This is a genomic window from Leptospira ainlahdjerensis (genome assembly GCF_016919175.1).
GTDB classification, from domain to species: Bacteria; Spirochaetota; Leptospiria; order Leptospirales; family Leptospiraceae; genus Leptospira; species Leptospira ainlahdjerensis.
This window is the reverse complement of record NZ_JAFFPU010000043.1, coordinates 1-13,688: the sequence shown is the minus strand read 5'-3', so window position 1 is coordinate 13,688 and position 13,688 is coordinate 1. Positions and strand designations below refer to the sequence as shown.

General features: G+C 43.3%; 4 protein-coding genes. 1 reads left to right on the top strand and 3 read right to left on the bottom strand.

All coding sequences use genetic code 11. The annotated features are described in order from the left end of the window. A partial coding sequence (locus JWG45_RS12440) for a SpvB/TcaC N-terminal domain-containing protein (RefSeq protein ID WP_408611630.1) occupies positions 1-6,458 on the bottom strand: 6,458 nt, incomplete at its 3' end. 47 nt (positions 6,459-6,505) lie between these two features. Then, entirely contained in the window at positions 6,506-10,951 is a 4,446-nt protein-coding gene (locus JWG45_RS12435) for an LIC12048 family lipoprotein (protein WP_232380666.1), read from the bottom strand. A gap of 845 nt (positions 10,952-11,796) precedes the next feature. Here JWG45_RS12435 and JWG45_RS12430 point away from each other — a divergent pair. Beyond that, a complete protein-coding gene (locus tag JWG45_RS12430; protein WP_205280017.1) occupies positions 11,797-12,255 on the top strand; it encodes an LA_1841 family salt-regulated protein in 459 nt (152 codons plus the stop codon). 177 nt (positions 12,256-12,432) lie between these two features. Here JWG45_RS12430 and JWG45_RS12425 read toward each other — a convergent pair whose 3' ends face one another. Next, the gene (locus JWG45_RS12425; RefSeq protein WP_205280016.1) at positions 12,433-13,533 is read right to left on the bottom strand and encodes a slipin family protein; all 1,101 of its coding nucleotides are present in this window, start codon (positions 13,531-13,533) and stop codon (positions 12,433-12,435) included. Between the last annotated feature and the right edge of the window lie 155 nt (positions 13,534-13,688).

The following is a 13,688-nucleotide window of genomic DNA, read 5'->3' as shown; positions in this document are numbered from 1 at the left end:
ATTCCGTTGAGATATACGTTGTTAACCGAAGTGACGATATTCTCGCTCTCGATGTATTCGAGTCCGTAGAATTTGCTCGGATAAAGAATCTCTACGTTTGTAAATTGATTGTTCTTTTGTTGGAGGGAACTTTTACGAACACGAAATCCCCCCTCGTCATACCAGTATTTTCCTTGGACCGCATTGTTTGCGTCTTGGATCTGAGTGATTCTGTCCTGGGAATCGATGTTGATTTTTTTCGTTAAGTCTTTTGCGTTGTCTCTCTGGCGAGTAAGGTTTCCACTCGCATCGTATTGCATCGTGAGAGTATCGTTTCCGGTTTTGCTCGAATCGATCTTAAGAGCCTGGTGGTTCTCGTATTGATAACTCCACTCGTCCGTTATGCTTCCGTTGCTCGGATCATGAATACGCTTTGCAGTTAGGTTTCCGTTTTTCGCGTAAGAATAGCTCTGTCTGAATTGTTTGGTAAGATTATCCGAAGTCTCGACGTAACTTCCGATCGCATTTGTTAAGCGACCCAGCCCGTCGTAGTCGTAATTGTACTGAGCGTTGTAATCCGTGGAAGTATTTGTGATATTCGTAATATTGTTTTTGCTGTTAAACGCATAAACCGCATCCTGCAAAACTTTTGCGCTTCCGTCCACGTCTCCGGAAGAATGAAGACGTACCATTCTCCCTTTGATATCGTATCCGTAGGTCGTTTCGATTCCGTTCCCGAGAGTAAATCCCGCTGTCTGACCGAATTCGTTGTAAGTGATATTCTCTACGAGATCCTTGTTGCAAAATCCGGGAAGAATTCCGTTCGTATTGACTTGGATGGAAATCCCGGCGATATAACCGGCAGTTCCGTATTCGTAACAAGCGCGCATTCTTCCGTGAGAGATCGGATGTTCCGGATAATCGATCTTGGAAACTCGGCCCAAAAGATCATATTTCGTTTCCGTAATGTACGGACCCTGTGTTTCGGGAATCGGAGAACTCAAAATCATCCGAGTTTCTTTTTTAACCCTTCCCAACTTGTCATAGCTAAAGGTTTTGTTCTGAACCCCGTCTTCGATCCGAACGATCTTTCCTTGTGCGTTCTCGCTTCCCGCATAAGAATCGTATGTATAATGAATGTCTCCTTCCGGAATCTGTTTTACGTTGATTCTTCCGATCGCGTCATACTGAAGAGTTGTGGTGATTCCTCTCGCGTTCGTGCTTGAAGTAAGGTCCCCGAAATTGTTATACGAAAAGCTTCCCACACCAAGATCGGGATCGCTGTCCTGACGCAGTCTTCCAAAAGCGTCATACAACCAGAAGGCTTGATTTTTACCCGAAGTGTCTTTTACGGAAACTCCGCTCGCGATGTTCGAACAAGAAAGAGGAGAACCGTCGTTTAAATCGGACTTCTTTGTTCTGTGACCCGCGAGATCGTAACAGAAACCGATTTTTGCCTGCGTTCCATCGGAGGCAAAGTCTTCGACATAAAGAATCTGTCCTCTTCCGTCCTTAACGATTCTTTTGCTCTGACCGCTACTGTGATTTTCCGTGCTCTCAAACGGATCGTTATAATTCGTGACGATCGTCGTCGGAGACATTTCCCCTTCCGCAGTCGGCATCGTGGTCTTTTTGATTCTTCCGATCGGATCGTATTCAAAACTAGTAGGATTGCGTTCTTCCAGATGAAGGACAAACTTGTCGATCTCGCCGGAAGAGGCCCAGTTGGACTGACCTTTTCGGATTAATTTTCCGTTTCCATCGTAGACAAGTCTTCCCGTGATCGTATAATTTCCGTTAGACGCTGTCTTGACTGAGTAGATCGCTCTTCCCATTCCGTCCGCATACGTTCTCGAAGTGAAGTCCGGATCGCTCGTTCCCGATGGAAGAACCGTCTTTGCGCTCAGAGGGAAGGAAACATCATAAGAATGATTTGTGATCGTTCTTGTCCCGTCGTCCGTATCCGCGCTCGAACGAATCAATCTTCCATAAGAATCATATTCAAAATAACTTTTGTTTCCGTTTGCATCGGTCTCTTCCGAGTCGGAACCGAACGCTGATCCGTAGTCGATCTTGTGTTGAATTGCGAACTGAAGAGAACCGCCGAACGAAACTTTCTGCGTTACAAATTGATTGAGTTCGTTGTCATAAGAATACGAAGTTCCTCTGCTTGGACTTCCGCTCGAATCTTTTTCAAGAGTCGGATTTCCGTAGGTATCATAATCATATTCTAATGTTTTGGCGCTTACTGCAGGAAGTCCGCCTCCGGTATAAGTCGCAACGTTCTTGTTTAGATTCCCGCGGATATCATAAGAAAGAATGGAAATCGTTTCGTGAACACTTCCCGAGAAAGAAACCTGACGAGTCGCTCTTCTTTGGTTGTTCGTGTCATCGGTTTCAAAATCCGTAATATTCGAAATCGTAACGGGAGAATGGGCTCCGTCGCTGAAATGATCGGTTGTACTGTCGGTCTTTCTGCCGATCTTATAACCGTCCAAAATCGTATCAAAACTCTGTGTGCTCGTGCGAGAGCCGTTCATAAACTTTTCGATCTTTGTAGTTTGAGCCATGTAGCTGATCGCACCCGGAGTCGTGCTGATCTGCTTGATTTCGTACGTGTTTAGAATGTTTCCGTATTCTCTATTATCATTTCCGATGATCTTTGTTTCTTTTTCAGCTCCACCAAGCGCGCGGTTCTGCATAAAATCGGAGTAGGGGTTTGTATAATACGTATGAATCGTTCTTGCACCGTAAGCTTCCTTTACGGTGAATTCGGAAAAACCGAAAAAGTCGGTTTCTTTTTTTCCGTTGATAAACGAAGAGAAAGCAAAACCGTTTTTGTATTCGTAATCTTTGGTCACACGATTGGAGAATCCATCGTCTAACGTAATCGATGTGCAAACTCTATAACTCGTGGGAAGATCCGGGATATCGTCGTCTCCGGTATTGTCGAACTTTGTGGAATGTTCGTATGTGAATTCGTAAAAGCCTCCGATTCCATTCTTTACCTTTTCGATCACGTCGGGAACAACACCCGTGGAGAGCGCGAAATACCAAGTCGGTTCTTTGAGATGAAAGATCCCGATATCGGTCAGTCCGTCTCCGTTGTAATCGCCTTGGATCCACTGAAAGACATAGACTTGCGCGATGAGGTCCGGTCTTTCCAAGGTTTTAACAAGCACGTTAGACGGAAGATAGGACATTTTACTCTGCGCAAGATCGTAAATCTTATCGTCGCCGCTTCCGATGATGATCGGGTTTCCGTTGTTATCGAATCGATCGCTAAATCCGATTGTTCCCGCGTTGTAAAGGGAACGCGAAACCGTAGTCGCATTAATTTTTATTTTGTAAAACGAAGTGCCGTTATCGAGGGTCTTTCCGAATACAATCGATGAGTCCGAAGTCAGCGCGTACTGAATCCCCGCCGTGCTCGCGGAATTATAATCCGAAGTTGTGATTGGAAGAGGGATGTCACCGCTCAGACGTTTGAACTGAATCTGAGTTCCGCTGATCGTTCCAAGATACCATTTGTGAACCGTGGTTCTTCTGTCCACAAGCGCGAGTTGCGCCTGGGTCGTAGTAAATTTCCCTGAGAATAAACTAAATTCTTTTCTACGTTGACGATTTTCGCTCGTCCCAGCTTGAAAAAGATCGTTGAGATCGGTCGAAGAAAGATCGCCGCTTGGAGTGAGAATTTTCGTTCCACCAAGTCCGGTGAGAACAAACCTCGCACTTCCGGAAGAAGTCTGATCATCCAAAATCAGAGCGGATTGAGAGGAGTTCGTCTCGAAATGATCTACCACATAACCGCTGTTTGACGGGTCGAATTTCGTGACGTCCGTATCGGAGAAAGAAGCTAAATTAGAAACGTCGAATGCGGTTCCGCTCGTATTCTTTAAAACAAAAAGCTGATTAGTGTTTCCCTGTTTTTTATGGAAAAGAACTTCATCCTTAGTAGTATTCGTATAACGATCCGGTTTTCCGCCAAAAAGAATCGTAACACCCGAAGTTTCAGGATTGAGAGAAGTATTTACTCTTTCGGTAAAAGAATTTCCTTGTTTCAGATCAAAGACATTTGCCTTACGATCAAAAATCAAAAGTTCGGGAGAAGAAGAACAATCGTCCACGGTAAAACAACCTGGGAAAACGAGTTCTCCTCTCGAAGAGTTTAGATTTCCATCATATTTATATTTGAGTAAGATTGCTTTCGAAGCGGAAGCCGCCGTAAAATTCGCGGTCGCTTGTTCCAGTTTGACCTCGTCCTTAGGAAGAGGCGTTTTCATAATACGGTCCTGATCCGGACCGTAGCTCATGTCGCTGTAGATTTTATAACGAAATCCGTTTAATGTGGATTCGCCGATCCAAAACTTTCCGTCGTTTGCGGAGAAAAATCCGATATCGGTTCTGCCGTCACCGTTAAAATCTCCTTGGAGCCAGCGCGTGATCGGTTTAAACTGAGGAGTCGAAGACCAGATTTTAAAATTGATCGTTCCGTTTCCAGTTTCGCCTAACGTCCATTGTCCGGAGCTACGATCGAAAAGTAAAAAATCCGAAAAGCCGTCTCCGTTAAAATCTCCGGAGAATCGATCGTGAGTAAAGATTGCCTGTTCCGGAGCCGTAAAAACCTTATACAACTTCCATTGCATCTTAAAATAGATGGGATCGGTTTTGTTGTCGTTACGATAGTTCTCGCCTACGAGCCATCTTCCGGATCTCGAATCGTAGAGAGAGATATCGGTTCTTCCGTCGCCGTTGTAATCGCCGACAAGGAAGTTAACTTTGTCGCGATCTTTTCCCGATTTGGAAGAATCGTTTGTGGAAGCGCTATCTAAGTTTCCATCCGGAGAATAATCTCCTCGAAAGACGTTCTGAAATTTTTTAGCGAAACGAAGGAATTCAAAACTGCCACCTTTGTTGAGCATCAAAGTCCATTGACCCGTAGGCTCGTCAAAGAGAACGGAATCTGAGAGGCCGTTTCCATCGTAGTCGCCGGGAAACCATTCCATACGAAAGATGTCCGGAACGCCGGCCATCAAACGTCCGTAGGATTTGAATTGAAAGACACGTCCGTCGTGTTCAGCTACGATAAAGTCTCTGGTTTCAGGAAGATAGAATGCGATGTCGGAACGTCCGTCTCCGTTATAATCGCCGCTAACGTTCCATTTAAAGAACCGAATCTTTTCATCGCTATTATAACCTTGATAACGATTCGCGTAGATCTTAAAATTATAACCGCCTTCCTTTCTTCCTTCTGCGGCTTTCCAATTTCCGGACTTCGGATTAAAAAAGAGCATATCGGAGATTCCATCCCCGTTAAAATCTCCCTCAAAGTATTGAGTGGATTCGGGAGAATCTTCAGCTTCCGAAGAAGCTTGGTTCACGATATTCTGCCAGGTAAGAAGGCGACTGGAAGATTGATATTGAAATTCGGGTTGAGTCGTATGACGACTGGATTGAATCGTCTTGAGTCTCGGTCTTCCGGAATCATCGGAAGTTTCGTAGACGGGGGTATAATCCCAGAGTTTCCCGCCTCCGTCCCAACCCACTTCGATTCTTTCCAGAACCTTATCCATTTTCATCAAAAATCCGGGAGCGTTGGAAACGTAGAAGTCCTCCCTTTGTCTGGTAATAAATTTTACATACTGACGCGCAGCAGCTCCGCTCTTAGAGTTACCCGTATAGCGGATTTCTTTGAGATAGAGGTTTCGTTTATCATAATATTCGGATGTATCGTAAGCGACTTGGAGATAGTTTCCGTTTCTGTCCTCGGTTTTGGAAAGATACCAACTATAAGTCTGATTTGGAGTGGAAGGATTGTAGATTCTACTCGAAGTAGCTTCCCCGAAAATCGTCTTTGTTCCGGAAGAATCCAGAACTTCCCAGACCCCACCGCTTTCAATATTACTCAAACGTAATACGACTAAGTCCTCTCCGGTAATCTCGGGTCGATACGTTCCGTTCTCGTTGGTTGTTCCACCTGCCACTTTTACGAGCCTTGTCCCATTCCAGGTGAAAGAATCGCGAGCATCATAGTACAATGCCCCGTATTCCGGAGTTCGAGTGATCGAACCTAAACCAAGATTCCAACCTACGCCGACCCATCCGTCTCCGCCGGTGGAAGAATAAGAAAGAGTTAACTTTGGTTCCACTCCTGCTCTCCCCGGAGGAGTGTGAATCGGATAGGAGAGAGAAACCCCGCCGTAGTGATTGGGTTCCGGTGGAGCAATGAACGCAGTGCCGGCGAGCGGATCGGCTTTGGTGTCCGGATCGTCGATAGCGCTACTGTAGTTTGTAGAAATAGAAAAAAGATCGCTTCCTTCGGGAGCTGGGGCCGAATCCGGTCCAGATCCACCACCGGGGGAGGATGGAAAGCCGGCTCCATTCGGAATTCCTAATATTGCCCAGAACCAGTTGTCACTTTTGCCTTTGCCCGCGACTAACTTACAGGAGGATGTAAGAAAGAATGCGGTCATAAGCATGACCGCGATTGTTCGACCTTTCATATCTTTCTTGATTCCGAGATCGATCAGTATTTGATTCTGGCACGAACCGTAAAATCTCTTTCGATCAAAGGAGCTACAAAGAAGTTGTTGAGACCGTATTTGAGCGCACCCGGATTGTTGAGATCAATTTTGGCACCACGGATTCTTTGTTGGGTTTTATCTTGAGACACCCACATTACAAGGCCTAGGTTCGATCCAGAATTGACAATTGCAGTAGGGTTAAACTGAATTCCTTCATTGGTTGTGCTTAATTGGAATTCTTTTTGACCGTCGATCGTAAAGGAACTAACGTCGCTGATTCTACCCCAGATGGTTTTTTTGGTTCCGTTTGTTTGTTCCCAGGTTGTAAGAACTTTGTTTCCTGAAAGAATACTCTGACCGGGTGATCTTGCGTCAGCACTACCGGTTCCAAGAACGAGGAATCCCGGATATAATAATTGACTGGTCTGTAGATTTAAAGTCTTCAATCGAACTTCCTTTGCGTTTGTCCGATATGTCAAAAGACCTGTATCGCCCGAGGACGAAAAAACTAGATATTCCACCGGCCCCGATTCTAAGATTTCATTATCGTTTCCGACCAAGTCGGAATTCGAAAGGTCGATTCCTCTTCCAAAAACTACGCCGTCGATTCTACGCCATATTACCGTTGCCTTGCCATTGTTTGCTTTGACTGAATGAGAATCGATAGGCCGTATTGTTTCCGAGATCAGAGTTTTTTCCGTTCCAATTTTAGAACCGTCGTTCAAATTGAAGATAGTGCTTACAAAGGTATGATCTTGAGTGTTAACGGTCTGTAGATTGGAAGCGATTATTATCTGATTTTCACTCGTTGCGTCTACACTAAAGTCCAGCACATAAGATTGAATGTAGTAAACAAGCATAGGCGGACTCATGAAAATGTATGGAGCTTCGAAATTGTCCGAATAACTTCTGACCGTTCTACTTCCACCTTGGAATATCCCCGTGTCCGTGCTGATAATTCTCAGATTGACTGCAAATGTTCTCGGATAGAGGTCGCAAGTACCCGCACTGCAAGGAATCGCAGATGCCGAAGGGGATGTTGCCATTGAGAAATCGTTCCAAATGATTGCCGCCCGTCCGTTTCCAATAGCGATATCAATTCTCCAGTAGGATTGTACCATAGCCGGATCGAAGTTATAAAGTGGACCTGAGGGCGAAAACCGCGTAGTTACTAAGGTCTCATTGACAAGGGAAACGGTGGTTGTCAGGTCTCTCAGGTTGGCGTAGATATTGTTACCGTTCTCCCACGCGATGATTGCTTTTCCGTTTTTCGCTTTGACTTGGTAATTCCCCGTCGAGGCGGCAGTATTGATGTTGAACGGGTTGCCCAGAGGTAGCCCAGTACTGATTTGATGGTATTTTCCGATGAGAGTAGTTCCCTGTCTCCAAACCGAAAGGGAAACATCCCCATGGCTGACAACCCTCACGTTGCCTAAACTCTGCGCATTCACATCCGCACTCACAGTAAAGTCTGTGTTTGCACTTTCCAGACGATACGATTTGCCAGTCGATGTGGATAAGCGAACCAATCCACTATATAAGAAATTCTTAAAGTCTCCGCCGTCTGACCAGGAGTTCCAGAGGGCCACACCTTCGTTATAAATCCCTATCCAGTTAATTGCATTCATGTCCGGTGCAAATCCTAGGCAAGATGCCGGATGAAATGGATTGGTTGAACAATTAACGGAGGCGCTTTGTAAGAATGGACGATACTGGACTTGGTCAAAGGCGGTGGAATTGAAAACGGACGCGACGAAATTGTTCCAATCCGTAGAAAAGCCGTTATCGATAACAAGTTTTACATCCGGAGAAGTCAAGCTTCCTGGGATATAAACTTGGGTCGTCTTCTCCGCATTTGCCACGACGGGAGTTTCCAACTGAACGTCGTAAGAACCGTCGGCTTGCGGAGGTAAAACCTGCAGAATTCTATAAGAAGACGTGTCTCCTTGGATATAAATTCTATCCCCAACGTTTGCAGTCCCGTAAGAATTTGCGACACGGATTGTGGCTGATCCAGCGGCAATCGGTAAACCCGCTTCCCCTCTCATTTTCCGAACCTGCGAATAATGAAGAGGCCAAACTGTTCGACGATATGCATTGTTCAAGGATGGTCGAATATAAAGTTTTACTAAACTGATTGCCGGATCTAAAGTTGTGCTTAACGTAGGTAGCTGGACGCAAAGGTTGTAGATCTGATTGATGAAATCGAGAGTCGTTCCGCAATTCTTCAATTTATACGGATCGCTTGTGCTGAGGTCTTTAATGATATGAAACCAATCGGTACGTGCCCCTCCAAATCCCATACTGATTTCAAAATCGGCGGCCTGGTTTATATTATAGCGATCCGAAGTTGTTTGCAGATTGTAGTTAAAGTTCGTATAATATTGGTAGGTTCCCGCATCGGTAGGCGAACCGAAATTAGGCGCTAAGAATTTGGTCTTATTCAACTGTATTTTCAGTTCGATTTTTTCACCAAAGCCCACCTCGCCCAAAAAGAGTGAATTCGTATCTGGGTAATAGGGATGATCACCTAAAGACTTCAGATCCCATTTAGTATTGAATGGATACCCCGATCCCGTTTCAAGAGGGTTTGTACCGAATTTTTTCTCTGCCTTAATAAAATCCTTAAAGGAAATGTAAACTAGATCGTAGTTGTCTCCTGCCCAAATGATAGAGTCCGCACCTTTTACAATCGGAGCGGCTATACTACCCCGCCAAGGATCAAATTTCCTTACCGAACCTGCGTCGGTCCAATATTCGGTTGGAGAATAAAATTTTCCACGTGAGAAAACGGCCCAAACTCCGGAAGTATTTTTTTCGACATCAGTCCATTGACTATAAGGTTTTTGAACACAAGCGGTTCTTGATAAACCGTCCGTGCCCGTGTTCGTTTCGTCAACGCAAGGAATTTGTGTACTGATCCCGCCGAAGGATCGAATCCCTTTTAAGTAGACTCTGGATTCCGCCAAGGTTGGCGCGGCTTCAGTCATATCGATGACGTAGTCTTTGAATGTGATTTCGTTTCCGGAACAAGAAATTCTTTCCAAAGCTTTTTTGAGAGTAATCCCCGGCGAAAAAATATCCGTTGCTGTAGTAGTGCAAGGATCCGTAACATTAGGGGTATCAAAAGCGGTAACTCTATACATTTCCCTGATCCCAGGTCCATACACTTTTACTAATGCAGTTCTACCTTTAGCATTTTCCTCAATGATTTTTAGATTGTTTCCGGAAAAATTGAGAAGATTGGATTTATAATTCGAATCCGGCACATGTGTCATCGCATAATCGACGATCATGATCTTGGGAGTGTATCCGGCGGCAATCGCCTTTTCTACTTCAGAAGTATTCAAATTTGTTAATTCAACAACGTAGGGACCGAAATCAGTACCTCCATAAACTTCGACTTCAAAAAGACTGTAGTCGTCGTTTCTCAATCGAAAGGAGGACATAGGTACGAGTTCCCCTGCAGGAGTTTCGAACATCAAGGAGCAGAGGATATTTGAAATTTTAACCGGCATGTTTACGGAAAGATTTTTTATATAAAGAGCCGCCCTTACCACGCCTGCGTTCGGTTCAACGGTAGAAGTTTCGTTGATCTTGGAAGATTTATCGGAGCGATATCTTCTCGCTTTGTTTGTGGAAGAATCCGATTTTAGATTCCAAGCGTCTCGGTCTAAATTGTTTTTAAAAGGACGGTCCGCCCATTTGGTAGTCGTAGCGGAAACCGCGTTTTTTGCGGTCCAGCTTTCCTTCGAGCTATTGCTGTAATTCATACCAGTAGAAACCAGACCCATTCCATAGCTACCTTCGAAACCAGCGGATGTAGAAGTTTCATGAGAAGTTCCAAGTTCAGTCTCCGAACTAAACGAGTCTTGAAACTGAACGGTTCTCTCGCTCAATTCCGATTGGTGTATTTTATCCGAGCCTTCGTTTTTAGAAGCTTCAAAATCATTGGAGTTGATCTCGCTCACAATTTCATCGCTTTGGTTGCTCGAGTTTTTTAGAATCTGAATTTTTAAAGTAACGGGAGGAGCGATGACTGTTTCGATCTGAGGATAATCGGCAACCCAAACGTTGCTTAACGTTTCATTTTGATTTAAGATTCCGTCGCCGTCGAAATCATTGACGATGGTTGTACCGGTGGGATCGATTGTTCCCATCAAGGCCGTTGCGGTAACGGATTTTCCAGGCGGAAGATTGAATAGGCCGTTCACAGGAGTTGTTACCGGCGTAGTTGTAGCGGGTTGTCCTGGTTTAATAGGAACACCTTCGCTGTTTACTTGAGTCTTTACTGATTCAGCGACCAACCAAGTGGCGGCGGCAAGATCCACGTTTTCCATAGCGCCTCGATCTTTTTCAAACCAGCCGCAAGTAATCAAGAATGGGATGAGTAAGGATGGAATCAAATAGAGTTTGATCCTTACAAAAATAGAGTCGCCTTTTAACATGAGTTCTTTCCTCTCTCTGTGTTTTAACTTAGAATTTAGTCGTTTTCTGCTTAAGAATATGCACACGTTATTCGTTTTGTGTCCAAATTCATTTTCTATCTTTGTAATTGCTAAAAGTTGGCATAAAGTTTTCTAAATCATAAAGCTTCAGTTTGACTATGGAAAAAATGGAGCCAATGCTGGCTACATAAAAACTTAAAAACATTTTTTGTTTTAAATAGGTTTTGTTAAGCGAAATAAAATAATAAGGATCTATGATGCGTTAAAGTGGCTTTGTTCTACTATAGATGTTGTTTGAGGGGCGGGCTTTTGGATTTGGACCAACGAAAGATTGTAACTCAAACTATTTGGAAAGGCAAAAGACGACGAAAGTTGTTTGCATTTTTGATTTGATTTAAGCATTTAAACTTTTGCTAAAGAAATTCGAGATTATAAAATTATAATTGAGTCGTTTGGTTTTAATTAGAATGAGGAGGCTGAACGGAAGAGTTATAATTGAGTCTTATTCAATTATTCATTCTATTATCCTCTGTCCGAAAAAAGTGTGCATTGGTATACAAGCTATTTTTTAAACTACTGTGGATCCGCTGCGCTGTTCAAAGAACAAGAACAGAGTTTGATTTTCGATACAATGATTTTTATAGAATTTTTATCACGGCTCGAAACCTGAGAAAGCGAACGATTGGTTATTCTAAGGTATATTCAAAATTTATAATTTATTTTGAAGCGAGCTTTCGATCTTAGTAAAGTTGATTCTTTCTTATTAACTTATCCATTCCAATATTTTTAATTGACATAAGACGACTGTTCAAAAAACGATCTTCTAAAGGAGATCTGATTTTAAAATGATGACTAACGTCCGTAAATGCGGAATGATTTTTACTTTTGTTTGGATTGCGCTTTTGAATGTAACAAGCTGTGCTACGGGTAATCTTACAATTACCGGAAAAACATATCCCCCCTTGTTGGAAGCTGATTCGATCGACGTCATAATGAGAGCTATACCCGATTATAGAGTGGAACAAATCGGTATCGTAGAAGTTCGCTGCGGCCAGATGACTCACTGTATCGAATATGTAAAAGAAAAAGCGCGGGAAATCGGGGCGGATGTGATTATTTTAGCGGAATCCGGTAGTGTAACCTCGGTAAGTTACCACGGAGGAACGCAGGCTGGAAATACTTCCACACCGGGACATCTGTCTTCCAGCGCTCATCAAGTTCAAACTTGGGAACTCGCAAAGAAAATATTGCCCGTAATTGCTCCCGCAAAGCCGACCAAGGGTAAAAAGACCGTTTCCGAATAGATTTAAATTTTCGAATATCGATATATTCAAAAAATTTTAAAAACTATGGGTCTAATTCTGCCTATTGAAGAAATCAAAGATATTACGATATTACGATTTTCCGATCGCTCTCGCAAAAGGAAGATCGTATTCGAAACGGAATGAAATAAAAAATCTTTTCGAAGATTCCTCGATTATTTATCTTTCTCCTGTGCGGGAAGAAGCAAACCCTTTTAGTTGATCTATGATCTGAATTCCGCCCGTTAACGTGATCTGACTGATCTTCTCGCTGATTCGTTCCACGTATTCCAGTTCTTTGAGTTTGTAGAGAGTTGTATTCTCTTCCATCAGTTTCGCCGTGTTTAACAAACTTCTTGTGGACGCGGTTTCTTCCCTTCGCATGATCACGTTTGCTTGCGCTTTTTTCTCGGCGATCAAAACCTGATTGAGGATTTCTTTGATTTCTCCCGGAAGAATTACGTCCTTTACTCCACCAAAGAGAATCTCCAAGCCCATCGCCGGCATCGATGTTTTGATTTTTTCCGTAACATAAGAACCGATTTCCTCTTTTTTGATAAGGATTTCGTCTAACGTTAAAGATCCGATGTATTCTCTCAAAACCAACTGTAGGTGGATGTAAAGTTGGGATTCGTAATCTTTTATTTCCAGGAGACACTGGATCGGATCCGTAATCTTATACTGACAAACAAAGTTGAGACGAAGGGGAATCCTATCTTTCGAGAGAATTTCCTGCCCCGTTACTTCTGTTTGAAGTTGTCTCAAATCGGCCTTAATCACCGAAATCGATTTTGTTCCTTTCCAGAAAAAATAATTCCCCGGCTCTAAGGTTTTAGCGAAAGAATTTTCAATAAACAAAAGTCCCTTTTGATACGATTCGATCGCGTAGGAGGCGACGAGATCTTTGACTTCCGGTTTCATCAATACGGAGCGCTCGATTCCTTCTTCAATAAACGGATCGTCCAGATTGATTGTGATAAAGTTTAACTTTTGAACCCCTTTCCAAAACGCATGAATACCGGTTCTCAAAACGGATTTGAATTTTTCTTCTTCAAAGAGGAGTGCGATCTCGTTGTCTTTGAGATCGATCACTTCCAATTCTTTCATAAGAACCGGATCGTTTTTTAAAAAAGCAAAGTCGATTTTAGAGGAGAGCGGATTTAGGATCGGATGAATTTCTATCGTTTCCCCGAAAAAGGAAAAATAATTCCCTGGAAAAAGCAGCCGGACGTATTCTCCATCTTTGCACAAAAAACCTCTTTGATTTTTTTTAATTTTCATACAAACCTCGATCTAAGATAGAATGATGACGACGAACTTGGTCTTTTATTTTTAACGTTTCGCTTTGGACATGTTTTCAAAAAGAATAAAAGGCGTCCAGCTTTCGAGTTCGCTTGAAAGCAATCAGATGTTTGCCTTGCAGAATGATGGATACC

Bases quoted from the DNA above. Each gene is read 5' to 3' on its own strand.
- JWG45_RS12430 (WP_205280017.1), top strand. From the start codon at position 11,797: ATGATGACTAACGTCCGTAAATGCGGAATGATTTTTACTTTTGTTTGG.
- JWG45_RS12425 (WP_205280016.1), bottom strand. From the start codon at position 13,533: ATGAAAATTAAAAAAAATCAAAGAGGTTTTTTGTGCAAAGATGGAGAA.
- JWG45_RS12435 (WP_232380666.1), bottom strand. From the start codon at position 10,951: ATGTTAAAAGGCGACTCTATTTTTGTAAGGATCAAACTCTATTTGATT.